The organism is Herbaspirillum sp. NPDC087042 (assembly GCF_044745245.1).
GTDB lineage: Bacteria > Pseudomonadota > Gammaproteobacteria > Burkholderiales > Burkholderiaceae_D > Herbaspirillum.
This window is the reverse complement of record NZ_JBIUZW010000008.1, coordinates 54,172-71,551: the sequence shown is the minus strand read 5'-3', so window position 1 is coordinate 71,551 and position 17,380 is coordinate 54,172. Positions and strand designations below refer to the sequence as shown.

General features: G+C 64.2%; 12 protein-coding genes. 4 read left to right on the top strand and 8 right to left on the bottom strand.

Going from position 1 to position 17,380, the window contains the following annotated elements; all coding sequences use genetic code 11:
- Positions 1 to 54: 54 nt before the first annotated feature.
- Positions 55 to 2,166: a polyphosphate kinase 1 gene (gene ppk1, locus ACIPHN_RS12630; protein WP_400436593.1), complete on the top strand. Its 2,112-nt coding sequence runs from the start codon at positions 55 to 57 to the stop codon at positions 2,164 to 2,166.
- 32 nt (positions 2,167 to 2,198) lie between these two features.
- On the top strand, positions 2,199 to 2,678 hold the full coding sequence (locus ACIPHN_RS12625; RefSeq protein ID WP_400436591.1) for a SixA phosphatase family protein: 480 nt from the start codon (positions 2,199 to 2,201) through the stop codon (positions 2,676 to 2,678).
- A gap of 94 nt (positions 2,679 to 2,772) precedes the next feature.
- Here ACIPHN_RS12625 and ACIPHN_RS12620 read toward each other — a convergent pair whose 3' ends face one another.
- The 6 genes from ACIPHN_RS12620 to ACIPHN_RS12595 all read right to left on the bottom strand — a co-directional run bounded on the left by ACIPHN_RS12620 (position 2,773) and on the right by ACIPHN_RS12595 (position 12,118).
- Positions 2,773 to 4,500 carry a methyl-accepting chemotaxis protein gene (locus tag ACIPHN_RS12620; RefSeq protein ID WP_400436589.1) on the bottom strand — a complete coding sequence of 576 codons (1,728 nt, stop codon included), beginning with the start codon at positions 4,498 to 4,500 and terminating at the stop codon, positions 2,773 to 2,775.
- 335 nt (positions 4,501 to 4,835) lie between these two features.
- On the bottom strand, positions 4,836 to 6,554 hold the full coding sequence (locus ACIPHN_RS12615; protein WP_400436587.1) for a methyl-accepting chemotaxis protein: 1,719 nt from the start codon (positions 6,552 to 6,554) through the stop codon (positions 4,836 to 4,838).
- Positions 6,555 to 7,052: 498 nt separating this feature from the next.
- Positions 7,053 to 9,032: a methyl-accepting chemotaxis protein gene (locus ACIPHN_RS12610; protein WP_400436585.1), complete on the bottom strand. Its 1,980-nt coding sequence runs from the start codon at positions 9,030 to 9,032 to the stop codon at positions 7,053 to 7,055.
- Between the two features lie 316 nt (positions 9,033 to 9,348).
- On the bottom strand, positions 9,349 to 10,398 hold the full coding sequence (locus ACIPHN_RS12605; RefSeq protein ID WP_400436584.1) for a glycosyltransferase family 4 protein: 1,050 nt from the start codon (positions 10,396 to 10,398) through the stop codon (positions 9,349 to 9,351).
- A 53-nt stretch (positions 10,399 to 10,451) separates the two neighbouring features.
- The gene (locus ACIPHN_RS12600; protein ID WP_400436582.1) at positions 10,452 to 11,354 is read right to left on the bottom strand and encodes a UDP-2,3-diacylglucosamine diphosphatase; all 903 of its coding nucleotides are present in this window, start codon (positions 11,352 to 11,354) and stop codon (positions 10,452 to 10,454) included.
- Positions 11,351 to 12,118 (bottom strand): GNAT family N-acetyltransferase, encoded by a 768-nt coding sequence (locus tag ACIPHN_RS12595; RefSeq protein ID WP_400436580.1) that lies wholly within the window; start codon positions 12,116 to 12,118, stop codon positions 11,351 to 11,353. Before ACIPHN_RS12595 ends, ACIPHN_RS12600 begins: the two co-directional genes overlap by 4 nt.
- Before the next feature lie 524 nt (positions 12,119 to 12,642).
- On the opposite strand from ACIPHN_RS12595, the gene ACIPHN_RS12590 reads away from it, so the two are divergent.
- Together ACIPHN_RS12590 and ACIPHN_RS12585 are read left to right on the top strand one after the other, a co-directional pair.
- Positions 12,643 to 13,425: a 3-hydroxybutyrate dehydrogenase gene (locus ACIPHN_RS12590; protein WP_400436579.1), complete on the top strand. Its 783-nt coding sequence runs from the start codon at positions 12,643 to 12,645 to the stop codon at positions 13,423 to 13,425.
- Positions 13,426 to 13,483: 58 nt separating this feature from the next.
- Positions 13,484 to 14,218, top strand: coding sequence for a helix-turn-helix domain-containing protein (locus tag ACIPHN_RS12585; protein WP_400436577.1), 735 nt, complete (start codon positions 13,484 to 13,486; stop codon positions 14,216 to 14,218).
- On the opposite strand, the gene ACIPHN_RS12580 is transcribed toward ACIPHN_RS12585, so the two are convergent.
- Positions 14,209 to 14,784: a phosphonate degradation HD-domain oxygenase gene (locus ACIPHN_RS12580; protein WP_400436575.1), complete on the bottom strand. Its 576-nt coding sequence runs from the start codon at positions 14,782 to 14,784 to the stop codon at positions 14,209 to 14,211. The two genes, ACIPHN_RS12585 and ACIPHN_RS12580, sit on opposite strands and share 10 nt — an antisense overlap.
- Positions 14,785 to 14,948: 164 nt before the next feature.
- Complete coding sequence (gene katG, locus ACIPHN_RS12575; RefSeq protein ID WP_400436573.1) at positions 14,949 to 17,138, bottom strand: catalase/peroxidase HPI; 2,190 nt, start codon at positions 17,136 to 17,138, stop codon at positions 14,949 to 14,951.
- Between the last annotated feature and the right edge of the window lie 242 nt (positions 17,139 to 17,380).

The window sequence follows — 17,380 nt, the reverse complement described above, 5'->3', positions numbered from 1 at the left end:
CGTCATACATCCTAAATACACTGCCGGCACAAAGTGGATGGACAGGGACCATTGATGATCAGAAAAGCAAAACCGGAAAGCAGCCCCCAACCTGAACTTCCCGCTAATACGATTTACCTGAACCGCGAGCTGTCGCAACTGGCCTTCAACCGCCGCGTACTGGCCCAGGCCGAAGACGCCAGCGTGCCCTTGCTGGAGCGCCTGCGCTATCTGTGCATCTGCAGCAGCAATCTCGACGAATTCTTTGAAGTGCGCATCGCCAGCCTGCTGGCCAACCGCATCGAGGGCGAGAACATCGATCCGCCCGAGCTGCGTGCCGCGCTGGAGCGCACCAGCGCCGAATGCCACCGCATCGTGACGCGCCAGTACCAGTTGCTGAACGAAGAGATCCTGCCGCAGCTGGCCAGGAACGGTGTGCACCTGCTGCGCCATGAAGACCGCAACGAGGCCCAGCGTGCCTGGGTCAAGCACTATTTCGAGCAGAATGTGCGGCCGCTGCTGACGCCCATCGGCCTGGATCCGGCCCATCCCTTCCCGCAGGTCCACAACAAGAGCCTCAATTTCATCATCGAGCTCTCGGGCAAGGATGCCTTCGGTCGCGGCACTGCCGTGGTCATCGTCAAGGCGCCCCGGGTACTGCCGCGCGTCATCAAGCTGCCGGCCAACCTCTCGCCCAAGGGCAGTTGCTCGTTCTGCCTGCTCTCCTCGGTGATCCATGCGCATATCGCCGACCTCTTCCCGGGTCGCGAGATCATTGCCTATTCGCAGTTCCGGGTCACCCGCAACAGCGACCTGTGGGTCGATGAAGAAGAGGTCAAGAACCTGCGCCAGGCGCTGGAGACCGAATTGCAAAGCCGCCAGTTCGGCGTGGCCGTGCGGCTGGAAGTGGCCAGCAACTGCCCGGCCCACCTGGCCGACTTCCTGCTGAACCAGTTCAATATCGAGCGCAACCGCCTCTATGCCGTCCAGGGGCCGGTGAACATGGTGCGCTTAAGCGAGATCGTCAATCTGGTGGACCTGCCCGATTTGCGCTTCCCGCCGTTCTCGCCCACCCTGCCGCCGCACCTGGCCAACGAAAGCATCTTCGCCGCGCTGGATCGCAAGGACGTGCTGCTGCACCACCCCTTCCAGTCCTTCCAGCCGGTGGTCGACTTCATCCGCAGCGCCGCCCACGATCCCAAGGTACTGGCCATCAAGCAGACCATCTACCGGACCGGCATGAACTCGGACCTGATGGAAGCCCTGATCTACGCCGCCCAGCATGGCAAGGAAGTGACGGTGATCGTGGAGCTGATGGCGCGCTTCGACGAGGAAGCCAACATCAACTGGGCAGTCAAGCTGGAGCAGGCCGGCGCCCAGGTGGTGTATGGCGTGGTCGGTCTGAAGACCCATGCCAAGCTGGCGCTGGTGATCCGCAGCGAGGAGCGCGGCCTGCGCTTCTATGCGCACCTGGGCACCGGCAACTACCACCCCAACACCACCAAGTTCTATACCGATTTCGGCCTGCTGACCTCCAACCAGGAGCTCACCGCCGAAGTCAACGAGGTCTTCATCCACCTGACCAGCCTGACCAAGCCGCGCAGCCTGTCACACCTGTGGCTGGCGCCGTTCTCGCTGCAGAAGGAAATCATCCGCGCCATCCGCAACGAGGCCCAGATCGCCCGCGAAGGCCGGCCCGCGCGCATCATCGCCAAGATGAATGCGCTGCTGGACGAGTCGGTGATCCGCGCCCTCTACGCCGCCTCGGCCGACGGCGTGAAGATCGACCTGATCGTGCGTGGCGCCTGCGCGCTGCGACCGGGCGTGCGTGGCCTGTCCGAGAACATCAAGGTGCGCTCCATCATCGGCCGCTACCTGGAACACTCGCGCATCTATTACTTCCGCAATGACCTGGCCCATGATGTCTACCTGGCCAGCGCCGACTGGATGAACCGCAACCTGTTCCGCCGCATCGAAGTGGCCTTCCCGGTGCTGGACAAGACCTTGAAGAAGCGGGTCATCTCGGAAGGGCTCAATCCCTACCTGAAGGACAACACCCATTCCTGGCACCTGGATGTCAATGGCGGCTATACGCTCAAGAAGCCGCGCAGCAAGGCGCAGAGCTTCAACGCCCAGCAACACCTGATGACCACCCTGGGCATCCCGGCCACACCACCCGACGAGTAAGGACCCGCAGGATTTTGCGCAAAGGAGCTGAGATGGAGCTGATTTTATGGCGGCATGCAGAGGCAGAACTGGGCGAACCCGACGAGGGACGCGCCCTCACGCCCAAGGGACACAAGCAGGCGGCCAAGATGGCCGAATGGCTGGACCGCAACCTGCCCGAAAGCTGCCGCATCCTGGTCAGCCCCGCCACGCGGACCCTGCAGACGGTGGAAGCCTTGAAGCGCAAGTACAAGGTGCACGCCGACCTGGCCCCCAACATGAGCGCCGCCGACCTGCTGCGCGCGGCCAACTGGCCCGACAGCCGTGAGCCGGTCCTGATCGTGGGCCACCAGCCCACGCTGGGCCTGGTGGCGGCGCAACTGATTGCCGGCCAGGCGCAGGAATGGTCGCTGCGCAAGGCCAATGTCTGGTGGATCGCCCAGCGTGAACGGGGCGACGTGACCACCAACTACCTCAAGGCCGTGATCGCGCCGGAACTGTTGGCCACGGCAGGCAAGCAGCATCCGCGCTGAGCGTACTCCCCCCCTCCCAGCGTTACTAATAAAATCGCCGCGACCGGCATAGCCTGGTCGCGGCGATTTTTGTTAGTACGGGTGAGCGCCGGGTTTAGAAGGTTTCCCAGTCGCCATCATCACTGCTGGGCAGGGCACGCGGCGCCGGCTTGGCCTGGGCGGGCGCCGCTGGTGCCGGGCGCTTCAGTGCGGGCGCCGGCTTGGCGGGGGCCGTCGCCGGGCGTGGCGCGGCCTTGGGTGCGGAGGCAGGCGCCGTGTAGGCGGCACGGGGCGCTTCGGCGCCGCTGACGCGGAAGATCGCCACTTCCTGCATCAGGCCTTGCGCCTGCTGCTCCAGCGACTTGGCGGCGGCGCTGGCCTCTTCCACCAGGGCGGCGTTCTGCTGGGTGGCTTCGTCCATCTGCGTCACCGCGCGCGAGACCTGGTCGATGCCAGCGCTCTGCTCGTTGGAGGCCGACGAGATCTCGCTCATGATGTCGGTCACGCGTTGTACGGCATTGATGACATCGCTCATGGTGTCGCCAGCCTGGCCCACCAGCTCGGAACCGGCCTGGACCCGGTCCACCGAGTGCATGATCAGTTCCTTGATTTCCTTGGCGGCGCTGGAGGAGCGCTGCGCCAGCGCGCGCACTTCTGTTGCGACCACCGCGAAACCACGCCCCTGCTCGCCCGCGCGGGCGGCTTCCACGGCCGCGTTCAGGGCCAGGATATTGGTCTGGAAGGCGATGCCGTCGATGATGCTGACGATGTCGGTGATCTTGGCCGAACTCTCGCGGATCTCTTCCATGGTCTGCACCACGCGGCCCACCACGGCATTGCCATCGGCGGCGATGGTGGAGGCGTTGACCGCCAGCGCCGTGGCCTGGCGGGCATTGTCGGCGTTGTGCTTCACGGTGCTGGTCAGCTCTTCCATGCTGGAAGCGGTTTCTTCCAGGGAGGCCGCCTGCTGCTCGGTGCGGGAGGACAGGTCCAGGTTGCCCGAGGCAATCTCACGGGTGGCTGTGGCGATCGCTTCGCTGCCGCCGCGCACCGCACGCACAGTGCGCGAGAGGCTGTCCTGCATGCGCGAGAGGCCGTCCAGCAGCTGGCCCATCTCGTTTTTGGAATGCACCTGCACCGGCTGGGTCAGGTCGCCGCCGGCAATCGCATCGAAGTGCTTCAAGGCACGCTGCATGGGCTCGCCAATGGCGCGACGCAGCGACCACCAGCTGAAGAAGGCCAGCAGCAGACCGCCCACGATGGCGACGATGGTGAAGATGCGCGAGGCCTCATAGCGCGCCGCCGACGCTTCCAGGCTCTGGCTTGCCTGCTCGGTCTCGTACTTGCTCAGGGCCTGGCCATCCAGCTGCATGGCGGTATAGATGGTACCGACCTTGCGCGCCTGGTCACCGATGGCCTGGCGATCACCGGTCTTGATGACCTCGGCAAAGCGGGTCAGCTCCTGCTCGGTCTTGTCGATGCCTTCCGAGACCTTCTTCACCAGCGCACGCCCCTCTTCGGTCTGCGGCAGCGCGGTGTACTTGGCCCACCATTGCAGGGCTTCCTTGCGGGCATTGGCATCCATGCCAGCCATGCGCTCGGCCCAGGCGGCATCGCTGGTCAGCGCGGCCTGGTCCAGCGAGGTACGCTGGCGGCCGATCCAGATCAGGGTATTGTCGGCGGCCACGGTCTTGGGAATGCGCTCTTCGGAGAGCTGGCGGTTGATGCTCACGGCCGCCGACATCCCCATCAGGCCGGAGACGCCAATGGCGACCAGGAGGGTGGAAAGCACAAGGACAGCAATGGCGAGTTGTGCCTTGATCGAAAGGTGTTTGATGGACATTGGAGTAGTTCCGGTGGATGAAGTAAGTGCGCCGTAAACCTCGGCTTGCAATCCCGAGGGCGCATCTGCGTGCGCAGGCCTCCACCGTCCTTGTCTCGCGATCCTTCGACAGTGTACCCGTTTCCCCTGGCCGAGCATGGCGCCGCCCTCCCCTTGCCGGAGCGCCGACATGCTGCGATTGATATAGCTTAACGGCAACAACGCAATTATCTTAAATTCTCACCTTTCCTGCTTGACAGTCTCCTGACGCAAAAACGCCGCCAGCGATAAGGCTGGCGGCGTCGACCACACAAGAACTTTACTTTTAATTACGCCTGGCGGATGGGCCGGGCAAATCAGAATTCCTCGAACTCGTCATCGCGGGCCAGCACTGCCGGCTTGCCCTTGGCCGCGGCGGCGGGAAGGCTGGCTACCGGGCGGGAGGCCGGGGCGACGGCTACGGGAGGATTGATGCTGCGCGCAGGGGCGAGCTTGACCACCGGCGGCACCGGCGCGGGCACCGCAGCCTGGGCCGTCCTGAGCCTGAACACGGCCACCGCGCGTGCCAGCACATCGGACTGTTCCTGCAGGCTTTCGGCGGCGGCGGCGGCCTGTTCCACCAGGGCAGCGTTCTGCTGGGTGATCTCGTCGATCTGGGCAATGGCATTGTTGACTTCGGCGATACCGGCGCTCTGCTCCTGGCTGGCGGCGGTGATCTCGCCCATGATGTCGGCCACATGCTTGACCGAGGTGACGATCTCGCTCATGGTGGCGCCAGCTTCATCGACCAGCTTGCCACCGGCATCGACCTTCTCCACCGAATCGCTGATGAGCTGCTTGATCTCCTTGGCTGCCGTGGCGCTGCGCTGGGCCAGCGAACGCACTTCCGACGCCACCACCGCAAAGCCGCGCCCCTGCTCGCCGGCACGGGCGGCTTCGACGGCAGCGTTCAGGGCCAGGATATTGGTCTGGAAGGCGATGCCATCGATGACACCGATGATGTCGACGATCTTGCTGGAGCTTTCCTTGATGGAGCCCATGGTCGCCACCACATCGCCCACCACGCGGCCACCCTTGGTGGCGTAGTCGGAGGCCGAGACCACCAGCTGGTTAGCCTGGCGCGCGTTCTCGGCATTCTGCTGCACCGTGGAGGTGAGCTGCTCCATGGAACTGGCGGTTTCCTCCAGGCTGGAGGCCTGCGATTCGGTGCGATTGGAGAGGTCGACGTTGCCGCGCGCGATCTCGTGCGAAGCCACGGCGATCACGGATGCGCTCTCCTTGACCTCGTTCAAGGTACTGGCCAGGTTGGCCTGCATCGCGCCCAGCGCATTGACGAGGGTAGCCGCCTCGTCGCGGCCCTTGTCGTGGAATTCCTGGGTCAGGTCACCGCTGGAAATGGTGGCGGCGATGCCGCCGGCACGCTTCAGGGGATTGATGATGGAGCGGGTGATGACGAAGGTCAGGAAGAAACCCAGCCCCAGCGTGATCACGCCCATGATCAGCATGCCGATCTGGGCCTTGCGATAACTGTCCTGGGCGTCCGCATGGGCGGCCTTCATGTCGTCCTGCTGGAAGCTGGCCAGCGCGCCGACGCTGCTCATCCATTTTTCATGGGCCGGCAGGAAGTCGCTCTTGAGCAGTTGGGCCGCATCGAAGTAATTGTTGCTGGCCACCTGCTGGCGGATGTTCTCCACCACGGGGAAGAGCTTCTTGCTCTCGCCGCTGGTGGCCCCCAGCAGTTCCTTGCCGCGCCCGGTGGAGGCCAGGGCGGTGATCTCCTTCTCATAGCGCCCATAGGCCTGCAGGATCTTGCCCAGGTGCTCATCCTCGGCCTTGCCCTCGGCGGCATCGGTGGGCGTGACCACCTTGCGCAGCGCCAGCGCCAGCTCGCTGCCGGCCTCGCGCATGTTCATGGCGGTGGTCATGGCGGCGACCTTCTTGTCGATCACGTATTCACTGCTGGACTCCAGCTCTGCCATCCGCCACAGGCCGATCAGCAGGATCGCGGTGGCCAGCAGCAGAATGAGGCAGAAGCCCAGTGCCAGGCGGCTGCCGATCTTGAGATGTTGAATCATGGATGTGCTCTTCCCTCTAACAACGACTGTGTGATGCTGACATCGGCCGGCAGTGCAGATCACCGGCGCGCGCTCCAGGTATTTCCCTCGTGGCAGTCCTTCAGCATGATTCATGCCTGCTGCTCGTGCTGCCCGTGATACCTCCCCGGCGCGACGCAAGGGGCAAGCACCACGCGCAGCGACCGGAAACCGGGCGCCGCAACGAGGTCTTTTTTGTTAGTTTTTTGTTATTGATTTTGGGTGCCTGCCGACTCGCCAGCCCCCGGCTGCTCGTGTCGACATGCCACCGTACTGCGCCATCTTCACGCTCGTACCGGCGTGGCGCATCTTAGAAGAGCGGAGCACAGGCAAGCCAATGCTTTGTGGGCATGCCCATATGTTTGTTTTGCATAGTTGAAAAAACGTCAAAAAGCCGACCGCAACGCCCCGAATTGGGGCGTTGCGGTCGGCCCTTCCGGGGCAGGCCAATCATCGCGAAAACTAATGAATCTTCCTCGCTCAGCCAGGCGCCAGCGCCAGCATCGGTGCGCCTCCCGCTATCCTGCCCGACACCATCGCCGGCCCTGCTTCACCGGTCCGGAAGACGCTGACCGCATCCCACAGACGCTCGGCCTGCTGCTGCAGGCTCTCGGCGGCGGCCGCCGCCTGCTCCACCAGGGCGGCATTCTGCTGGGTGATCGACTCCATCTCGGTGATGGCGTCGTTGATCTGGCCGATGCCCATGCTCTGTTCATGGCTGGCATGGGTGATCTCGCTCATGATGCCCGCCACCTGGCGCACCGAGGTGACGATCTCGCCCATGGTCTGGCCGGCCTCATCGACCAGCTTGCCACCGGCATCGACGCGCTCCACCGAGTCGCCGATGAGGTGCTTGATCTCCTTGGCGGCGCTGGCGCTGCGCTGGGCCAGCGAACGCACCTCGGTGGCCACCACCGCGAAGCCCCGCCCCTGCTCGCCGGCACGGGCCGCTTCAACGGCGGCGTTGAGGGCCAGGATGTTGGTCTGGAAGGCAATGCCGTCGATCACGCTGATGATGTCGACGATGCGGCGCGAGCTTTCCTTGATCTGCACCATCGTCTGCACCACGTTGCCGACCACCTCGCCGCCACGCTCGGCCAGGCGCGAGGCGGAGCCCGCCAGCTGGTCGGCCTGGCGGGCGTTCTCGGCATTGTGTTGCACGGTCGAGGTGAGCTCTTCCATGGCGCTGGCGGTTTCCTCCAGGCTGGAGGCCTGCGACTCGGTACGGCGCGACAGGTCGGAGTTGCCAGTGGCGATTTCACGCGAGGCATGCTGGATCACCTCGATGCTGGTACGCACATTGCCCACGATGCCGCCCAGGCTCCCCGTCATGGCATTGAGCGAGCCCAGCAGTTGCGCCGACTCGTCGCGGCCCTGGACGGGGCTGCGCACGGTCAGGTCGTAGTTGGCCACGCGCCGGGCCATGTCGGCCGACGCCAGGATGGGGCGGGTCACCGAGCGCGTGATCAGCACGCCCAGCCAGGCCACCAGCACGGCCAGCAGGAGGATGCTGCCAAGCACCGTGAGTTGCTGGCGGCGCAGGGCTGCGTTCTGCTGCTCCAGCTGCGCCGCCAGGACTTCGGTGGCCTGGCCGATGGCCTTGAACTGTTCATCGATGGCAGCCGTGAATTGCTTGAAATAGACGTCCGAGGGGAAACTCAGCTCCTGCGGCAGCAAGACCTGCTCGCGGGCCAGCTTGATGGCCTCGTTGCCCAGCCGGTTGGCATTGTCGAAGCTGGACGCCAGCGCGGCGCCGATGGCGGCATTGGCGGCCACGCCCTTGGCAAAGGACTTGCGGGCGGCATCCAGGCGTTCCCTGGCACGCTCCAGCATGGCGACCAGCTCCAGCCGGTCCTCGCGCCGGATCTCCTTCTTCAGCAACAGGGCGGCACCCCGCGCGCGGGCGCGGCCCAGGTCCTCGGTCATCCCCGGCATGGCGATGAAGGCGGCATTGATCAGCTGGGCGCTGTCGAAATCGGGATCGATGGTGTAGTGGTAATGGTCGAGCAGGCGCTCATTGAGATCGAACAGGGCTGCGATGACTGCGCCATGGGCCGCGAAGCTGTCCGCGGCCCCCAGGGAGCGCGCGGCGACGGCATCGCGTACCTTGATCCAGGCCGCCTGCTGGGTCTTGAGCAGCTCGATGGCGCGGGGATCATCCTGCTGCAGGGAGGCCAGGCTCTCGCCCAGGGCCTGCAAGGCCTGGTCCACTTCGCGTGCCTTGCCCTCGCGCGCGGTGGCCACGTCGGTTGCACCGCTGAGCATGACATTGGCCATGCCGCGATGCTGCTGCATCAGCTGCACGCTGCGCAAGAGGCGGCGTACCGGCTCCACGCCCGCGATTTCCTGCTTCTTGAAGGTGATCACGCGTTCGGCATTGCTGACGAACAAGATCGTCGGTACACCGAACAGGATAAGCCCCAGCAAACCCAGCAAGGCAAACTTCTGTCCGAGTTTCAAATTGGCAAGCAACTGTCCCATCATCGTCCCCCTTTGATTGGTCTTGCAGAAACTGCCACGGCGCGATGACCGGTGGCAATGACGCCCCCCGGCGCTTACGTAACTGTAAATCCAATGTCAAAAGCAACTTTTGAGTTTTAGCAAATTCCGTTCCACTAGCAAGCCGAACATAAGCAATCGGTACGCGTGGTGACGAAATAGGGTCCCCGACGGGACCGTAGAAATGAACACGGGAAAGACTGGCAGGCATCAAGCGCAAAAGCGGTGATGCTGTAGGGCATCACCGCTTTTGCGCGTGGACGTGAAAAACGAGTGGCTAGTGCGACTCAGGTGCTGGCTTGATCGCAGCGACCTTCTCCGGCACCACCTGATGCGCCAGGTGCAGATGCTGCAGGAATTGCTGGGTGGCCGATTCCCAGGAGCGACTACGCGCATGGGCGTAGACGGCTTGCTTGTCCAGCGTGAGTGCCTGCAGGCAAGCCTGCTTCAGGTCCTGGCTGAGCACGCCCGAGACGCCATCGGCCACCACATCGATCGGTCCCTCGACCGGATAGGCCGCCACCGGGACGCCGCAGGCCATGGCCTCCAGCAGCACCAGGCCGAAGGTATCGGTCTTGCTGGGGAAGACGAAGACATCGGCACAATTGTAGTAGGCCGGCAATTCGTCATGCCCCTTGGCCCCCAGGAAGCGCACCTGGGGATAGCGCTGCATCAGCTCTTCCAGTTGCGGGCCGTCGCCCACCACCCACTTGGTGCCGGGCAGATCCAGCTTGAGGAAGGCTTCGATGTTCTTTTCCACCGCCACCCGTCCCACATACAGGAACAGGGGGCGCTCGATGCAGGCATGGTCTTCCACGGCCGGGTGGAAATGTGCGGTGTCGACGCCGCGCCCCCACAGCACCACGTTGCGGAAGCCCTGCTCCTCCAGCGCCAGCTTCATGGCCGGGGTCGGCACCATGATGGCTTCGGAGCGACCATGGAACCAGCGCAGCAAGCGGTAGGTGATGGCCTTGGGCAAGAGCTTGCGCGCGGCCAGGTATTCCGGGAAGCGGGTGTGGTAGGCGGTGGTGAAGCCGAGCTTGTGGCGCAGGCAATAGCGGCGCGCCGCCAGGCCCATCGGGCCTTCGGTGGCGATGTGGATGCAGTCGGGCTGGAAACTCTCCAGCGCCGATTCGATGCGCGCATAGGGCTGGTAGGCCAGCCGGATCTCGGGATAGGTCGGGCAGGCGAAGGTGCGAAAATCGCGCGGCGACAACAGCAGTACTTCGTGTCCCAGTGCACGCAGGCAACGCACCGTGGAACGCAGCGTGTTGACCACGCCGTTGACTTGCGGCTCACCCGCGTCGCTGATGATGGCAATGCGCATAAATCGTATAAGCGATAAAAACGGTATCAATCTTTTTCAGTCCGGCCACGGCCTCAGGCCGGCACCAGGTCACGGGCGGCGTGCCGGGCTTCCTTGGCGGCGCGCTTCAACTGCATGATCTCCTGCCACGACACCAGGCGCAGCTCGCCGCTGGGATCTTCCACCAGCGCCGACAGGCTTTCCACCCAGTCGCCATCGTTGCAGTAGGTCACGCCGCCGATGTCGCGGATCTCGGCCTTGTGGATGTGGCCGCAGATGACGCCATCCAGGCCCCGCTTGCGCGCCTCGTCGGCCAGCGCATCCTCGAAGGAGGTGATGTAGCTCACCGCGTTCTTGACCTTGGATTTCAGGTATTGCGAGAGCGACCAGTAAGGCAGGCCGGCACGCGCGCGCCAGCTGTTGAACCACTGGTTGAACTTGAGGATCATGGTGTAGAGCGAGTCGCCCACGTAGGCCAGCCACTTGGCGCAGGCGATGACGCCGTCGAAGCGGTCACCGTGCAGCACCAGCATGCGACGGCCATCGGCGGTGACGTGCACCAGTTCGTCACGGATCTTGATGCCGCCGAAGTCGAGGTCGATGAACTGGCGGATCACTTCGTCGTGGTTGCCCGGCACGAAGACCACGTTGGTGCCCTTCTTGGCTTTCTTCAGGACGGTCTGCACCACGTTGTTGTGGCTCTGGTCCCAGTACCAGCGACGCTTGAGTTGCCAGCCGTCGATGATGTCGCCCACCAGGTAGAGCGTATCGGACTCGGTGGCCCGCAGGAACTCCAGCAGGCGCTCGGCCTGGCAACCGGTGGTACCCAGGTGGATGTCGGAGATCCAGATGGTACGGAAGCGCAGCGGATCGCGCCGCGCCTCGTCCTCACCCTGCTCGGCATCCTGATCGTGTTGGGAACCCAGGCCGGCGAACAGCCCCTGGGCCTTGTCCATGAACTGTTCGCGTGGCTTCATGCGGCCCTCGTGTCCTTGAGATAGTGGCGGGCGTAGCGGCTGTCGAGCTTGGAGAGCGGCAGCAGCAGGAAGAAGTCCGCCGAGTGGAAATCAGGATCCCAGGCCGGTTCGCCGCAGACCCAGGCACCGCTGCGCAGGTAGCCGCGCAGCAGCGGCGGAATCTGCGGCTCGATGCCGGCTTCGCGGTCCTCCAGCGGGAACGGCAGGTGCGGGGTGACGCGGTAATCCGGCGGGGCCAGGTTCTTTTCGCGGAAGGCGTGGTACAGGGCTGCCGCATTGTGGCCACCATCGGCCAGGCTGACGCTGGCGCAACCCATCAGGTATTCGCAGCGCTCCTTGCGCATGTAGGCGGCCAGACCGGCCCACAGCATCATGATCACGCCACCGCTGCGGTAGTCGGGGTGGATGCAGGCGCGGCCGGCTTCGGCGATGACGCCACGGATGTTGTCCAGGCGCGAGAGATCGAATTCCTGCTCCGAGTAGAACTTGCCCATGCGACGCGCACCGTGCGGGCTCAGCACGCGATAGGTGCCGACCACGGAGAGGGTCTTGCTGTCGCGTACGATGAGGTGGTCGCAATAGTCATCGAATTCGTCCTTGTCCAGACCTTCCGGATTGGCCAGGGCCGACAGGTTCATGGCTTCGATGAAGACTTTGTAGCGCAGGCGCTGCACTTCACGCACTTCTTCCGGAGTGGTCGCGAGACTCAAGCTCAGCTTGGAAAAACTCGGATTGGCATCGGCAGGAATGGTAAGCAGTCTCATGCATGGTCCTTTATGGTGATAAGTGAAGAAGATGGATGAAAATCGGCGATTGCTGCCCCCCTGAAACTGCCGGGCTTCACACCGAGCTCCAAGCCACTCCCCTTCTAAACAGCGCCGTTTCCGAAACAAGACGATTTTTTGTTCAACACACTTCGAGAAACGGCCAATGTCCCCGGGATAACGCTGCACAGACTAACTAGCGATTGTTTCAGCCACATGACGATTGATCTGTCTTTGGCGGTGCAGCAACAACTGCGTGATGCAGCGTTACAATGGCGTGACAGGCAGGCATGGAAACCGCCAGAGGCAGTCAAAAAGCAGCCCCGGAGACACCCGTATCGGGACGGTGGTGCTGCACGAGTACAAGGAAATGGGCCGCTGGGCCCGAGGAATCTTTCGATGCGCCGTCCATCGAATCCATGGATTGAAGACCGGCCCGCTGCGCGCCCGCCAACCGGCAGGCGCAAGCGGCGAGGCCGGTCAAGCTTTGCAATGTCCGTCAACTCGAAACATAAAGGAAAGCCATGTTACTCAAGGATAAAGTCGCCCTCATCACCGGTTCGGCCAGCGGCATCGGCAAGGAAATCGCGGTCGAATACGCCAAGCAGGGCGCCAAGGTCGTCATCGCCGACCTGGCGCTGGACGCAGCCAAGGCCACCGCCGAGGAAATCGCCAGGTCCGGCGGCACCGCCATGGCCGTGGCCATGAACGTGACCGACGAAACCCAGGTGGACAAGGGCGTGGCCGATGCGGTCAATACCTATGGCGGCCTGGACATCATGATCAGCAACGCCGGCATCCAGATCATCAGCCCGGTGGCCGAGCTGTCGCTGGAGAACTGGCGCAAGATGCTGGCGATCCACCTGGACGGCGCCTTCCTGACCACGCGCGCGGCCATGAAGGCGATGATCAAGCAGGGTCGTGGCGGCTCCATCATCTACATGGGCTCGGTGCACTCGCACCTGGCCTCGCCGCTGAAGGCGCCCTACGTGACCGCCAAGCACGGCTTGCTGGGCCTGGCCAAGACGGTGGCCAAGGAAGGTGCCAAGGACAAGATCCGCACCAATGTCATCTGTCCTGGCTTCGTACGCACGCCGCTGGTGGAAAAGCAGATCCCCGAGCAGGCCAAGGAGTTCGGCATCAGCGAAGAGGAAGTCATCAAGAAGATCATGCTCAAGGACACCGTCGACGGTGAATTCACCACCACCCAGGACGTGGCCCAGACCGCGGTCTTCCTGGCGGCCTTCCCCACCAATGCGCTGACCGGCCAGTCGGTGGTGGTCAGCCACGGCTGGCACATGCAGTAAGCCGGGCAGCAAGCGGCGCACCCAACCGGGGCGCCGCGCCGCAAGAATGGTATCGACCGTGACCACCCAACTCCACCTGCGCAGCTATCGCGACGAATCACTGGCACACCAGCATGATTTTCCGCAGCTGGTGCTGCCCCTGTCGGGGCGGCTGGAGCTCGATATCGGCGGTCGCCAGGGCTGCGCCGATGCGGTCACGGGTGCCTTCGTCGAACCCGGCATGCGCCACGCCACCTGCGCCGGTGGCGACAATCGCTCGCTGGTGCTGGATCTGGCGCCAGCGACGATGAGCGAACCGCAACTGGAATGGCTGGCGCATCGCCCCTTCCTGCCGGTCTCCCCGGCGGCGACCAAGCTGGTCGAATTCATGGCCATGACCCTGGCCGCAGGACACACGGCGCCGCTGCAACACTGGGTGCCGCTGCTGCTGGATGCCTTGTCGCTGCGCCCGCCCCGCACCGGCTCGCGCCTGCACCGGATGATGGCGCAGGTGCAAGCCCGCCTGGACCATCCCTGGACCGTGGCGGACATGGCGGCCACCGCCGCCATCAGCCCCGGCCGGCTGCACGCCTGGTTCCAGCAGGAACTGCAGAGCTCGCCCCGTGCCTGGCTGGCCGAGATTCGCATGACGCAAGCCTGCCAGCTGCTGCGCACCAGCACCCTGCCGCTGGCCGTGGTGGCGCAACGCTGCGGCTATGCCGACCAGAGCGTCATGACGCACGCCATGCGCAAACTGCGCGGCACCACGCCGGCGGCCTATCGTAAAAACGACCGCAAGAACGATCAGGGCTGATCCACGCGCTCGCGCTGCTCACCGCGCAGGCTCTGCACGACATACCGTGAAAAATACGCATAGTCGGGCGTCGCCAGTGCGGCCGTCTTGGCACGGTCGTCCCAGCGGCGCAGGCGCACGGCATCCTGCGCGTAGGGGCGTTCGATGAAGGCCGCGGCCTGTTGCGCATCGAAGATCCCGCCCTGCAAGGCCAGGCTGCGCACCGAATCGGCCGACAAGGCGGCGAAGTAAGCGGTGTCGGTGGCGCACAGGTAGCGCTTGGCATCCACATGCAGGGCGATGGGCGCCAGCACGTCCTCGTCGAACAGGGCGCGCAGGAAAGGCAGGACGCGGTATTGGTGCAGGTCGTCGACGCCCGACAGGGTGGGCGTGTCGCCCAGGTCTTCCAGCAGATGGCCCAGGTCATGCAGGAGGCTGGCGGCGATCAGGCTGGCGCCCGCGCCCTCCTGCTCGGCCAGCAGCGCGGTCTGCAGCGCGTGCTCCAGTTGCGTGACCGGCTCGCCGGTGTATTGGGTATGGCCGTGCCGTGCGAACAGCAGGGTGATGTCGTCCAGGCTCAGGGCCATCGCGCGCCTCGTTCATGAAGGAAAATCCAGCCGGCACTATAGCCCCTGCAGCGGGCGGCGCCGTGACATCTCCATGACATCGACGGCAGGCGAAAAAAAACGGCGGACCCTGCGGCCCGCCGTCTCCTGCACCGCGGCTGCCGGTGAAGGCAGCCATCGGGCCTTTACTTCTTCAGGTCGTAGCGATCCAGCTCCATCACCTTGACCCAGGCCGCCACGAAGTCCCTGACGAACTTTTCCTTGGCGTCGGCGCTGGCATAGACTTCGGCCAGGGCACGCAGCACGGCATTGGAGCCGAACACCAGGTCGACGCGGCTACCGGTCCACTTGACGGCGCCGCTCTTGCGGTCACGGCCTTCGAACTCTTCCTGTGCCGGCGAGGTGGACTTCCATTCGGTCGCCATATCCAGCAGGTTGACGAAGAAGTCGTTGGAGAGCACGCCCGGACGGCTGGTGAGCACACCGCGCTGATCCTGGCCGACGTTGTTGCCGAGCACGCGCAGGCCGCCGATGAGCACCGTCATTTCCGGTGCGGTCAGGGTCAGTTGCTGGGCCTTGTCGATCAACAGGTCTTCACCGCGCACCGCAAAGCGCTGCTTCTGGAAGTTGCGGAAGCCGTCGGCCACCGGCTCCAGCGGTTCGAAGGACGCTACGTCGGTCTGCTCCAGCGACGCGTCGACACGACCGCTGCTGAACGGCACGGCCACAGCCACGCCGGCATCCTGGGCGGCCTTCTCGACGGCGGCACTACCGGCCAGCACGATCAGATCGGCCAGCGAGACCTTCTTGCCGCCTTGGTTGAAGGCCGACTGGATGCCCTCCAGGGTCTGCAAGACCTTGGCCAGTTGAGCCGGCTGGTTGGCCGCCCAATCCTTTTGCGGTGCCAGGCGGATGCGCGCACCGTTGGCGCCACCGCGCTTGTCGCCACCACGGAAGGTGGAGGCCGACGCCCAGGCGGTCGAAACCAGTTCGGAGACGGTCAGTCCCGATGCCAGTACCTTGGCCTTCAACGCGCTCACGTCAGCGGCATCCAGCGCGGGCACGTCGGCCTTGGGCAGCGGGTCCTGCCAGATCAGTTCTTCAGCAGGCACTTCCGGGCCGAGGTAGCGCGAACGCGGACCCAGGTCGCGGTGAGTCAGCTTGAACCAGACGCGGGCGAAGACCTCGGCAAACTGGTCGGGGTTTTCCAGGAAGCGGCGCGAAATCTTTTCGTACTCCGGATCGACGCGCAGCGACAGGTCGGTGGTCAGCATGGTCGGCCGCTGCGGTGCGCCGCCGAAGGCATGCGGAATCACGGCATCAGCATCCTTGGCCACCCACTGGTGGGCACCGGCCGGGCTCTTGGTCAGTTCCCATTCGTACTTGAACAGGTTCTCGAAGAAGTAATTGCTCCACTGTGCCGGAGTCTGGGTCCAGGTCACTTCCAGGCCGGAGCTGATGGCGTCGCCACCAGCACCACTGGCGAAGCTGCTCTTCCAGCCCAGGCCCTGGTTTTCCAGGTCGCTGCCTTCCGGTTCACTCCCCACATGCTTGGCATCACCTGCACCGTGGGCCTTGCCGAAGGTATGACCACCGGCGATCAGGGCCACGGTCTCTTCGTCATCCATGGCCATGCGGGCGAAGGTTTCGCGGATGTCGTGCGCTGCAGCCAAGGGGTCGGGAACGCCTTCCGGGCCTTCCGGGTTCACGTAGATCAGGCCCATCTGCACGGCGGCCAGCGGGTTCTCCAGGTTGCGACCGGCCGGCTTCTGGCCGTTACCCTTGCCATAGCGGTCATCGCCACCCAGCCAGGTGGTCTCGGTACCCCAGTACACGTCCTGGTCCGGTTCCCATACGTCTTCACGGCCACCAGCGAAACCGAAGGTCTTGAAGCCCATGGTTTCCAGTGCCACGTTGCCGGTCAGGATCAGCAGGTCGGCCCAGGAGATCTTGTTGCCATACTTTTGCTTGACCGGCCACAGCAGGCGGCGCGCCTTGTCCAGGTTGACGTTGTCGGGCCAACTGTTGAGCGGAGCGAAACGCTGCTGGCCGCGACCGGCACCGCCGCGGCCATCGGCGATGCGGTAGGTACCGGCGCTGTGCCAGGACATGCGGATGAACAGCGGACCATAGTGGCCGAAGTCGGCCGGCCACCAGTCCTGGGAATCGGTCATCAGCTTGGCCAGGTCGGCCTTGACGGCGGCCAGGTCCAGGCTCTTGAAGGCTTCTGCGTAGTTGAATTGCTCGCCCATCGGATTGGACTTGGACGAATGCTGGGACAGCAGGTCCAGGCGCAATTGCTTGGGCCACCATTCACGGTTGCTGGTGCCACCGCCGGCACTGTGGTTGAAGGGGCACTTGGCTTCGTTCGACATTGCTATCTTCTCCTTATCATCGACCCATCGAGTCTTCATGCCCGGACCGGGAAACGGGCATGTTCCGGTGGCCACGTCGCACCACCGGGGTAAGCGGTGAGGGCTGCGCGCGGCCGGGTTGTTTCAACGAGATACTGGTCAGGCAATGCGACGCCGTGATGACGTCGGCTTGCCTGAGCAGGATTCGCGTCCCGGTCAATCAATATGAAGCATTAATGTAATTGATTAAAACACGTTTGTTG

What these genes read in the sequence shown, in the direction of transcription:
- ACIPHN_RS12605 (WP_400436584.1), bottom strand. Translation starts at nt 10,398, where the DNA reads ATGCGCATTGCCATCATCAGCGACGCGGGTGAGCCGCAAGTCAACGGC.
- ACIPHN_RS12600 (WP_400436582.1), bottom strand. Translation starts at nt 11,354, where the DNA reads ATGAAGCCACGCGAACAGTTCATGGACAAGGCCCAGGGGCTGTTCGCC.
- ppk1 (WP_400436593.1), top strand. Translation starts at nt 55, where the DNA reads ATGATCAGAAAAGCAAAACCGGAAAGCAGCCCCCAACCTGAACTTCCC.
- ACIPHN_RS12615 (WP_400436587.1), bottom strand. Translation starts at nt 6,554, where the DNA reads ATGATTCAACATCTCAAGATCGGCAGCCGCCTGGCACTGGGCTTCTGC.
- ACIPHN_RS12625 (WP_400436591.1), top strand. Translation starts at nt 2,199, where the DNA reads ATGGAGCTGATTTTATGGCGGCATGCAGAGGCAGAACTGGGCGAACCC.
- ACIPHN_RS12595 (WP_400436580.1), bottom strand. Translation starts at nt 12,118, where the DNA reads ATGAGACTGCTTACCATTCCTGCCGATGCCAATCCGAGTTTTTCCAAG.
- ACIPHN_RS12620 (WP_400436589.1), bottom strand. Translation starts at nt 4,500, where the DNA reads ATGTCCATCAAACACCTTTCGATCAAGGCACAACTCGCCATTGCTGTC.
- katG (WP_400436573.1), bottom strand. Translation starts at nt 17,138, where the DNA reads ATGTCGAACGAAGCCAAGTGCCCCTTCAACCACAGTGCCGGCGGTGGC.
- ACIPHN_RS12580 (WP_400436575.1), bottom strand. Translation starts at nt 14,784, where the DNA reads ATGGCCCTGAGCCTGGACGACATCACCCTGCTGTTCGCACGGCACGGC.
- ACIPHN_RS12590 (WP_400436579.1), top strand. Translation starts at nt 12,643, where the DNA reads ATGTTACTCAAGGATAAAGTCGCCCTCATCACCGGTTCGGCCAGCGGC.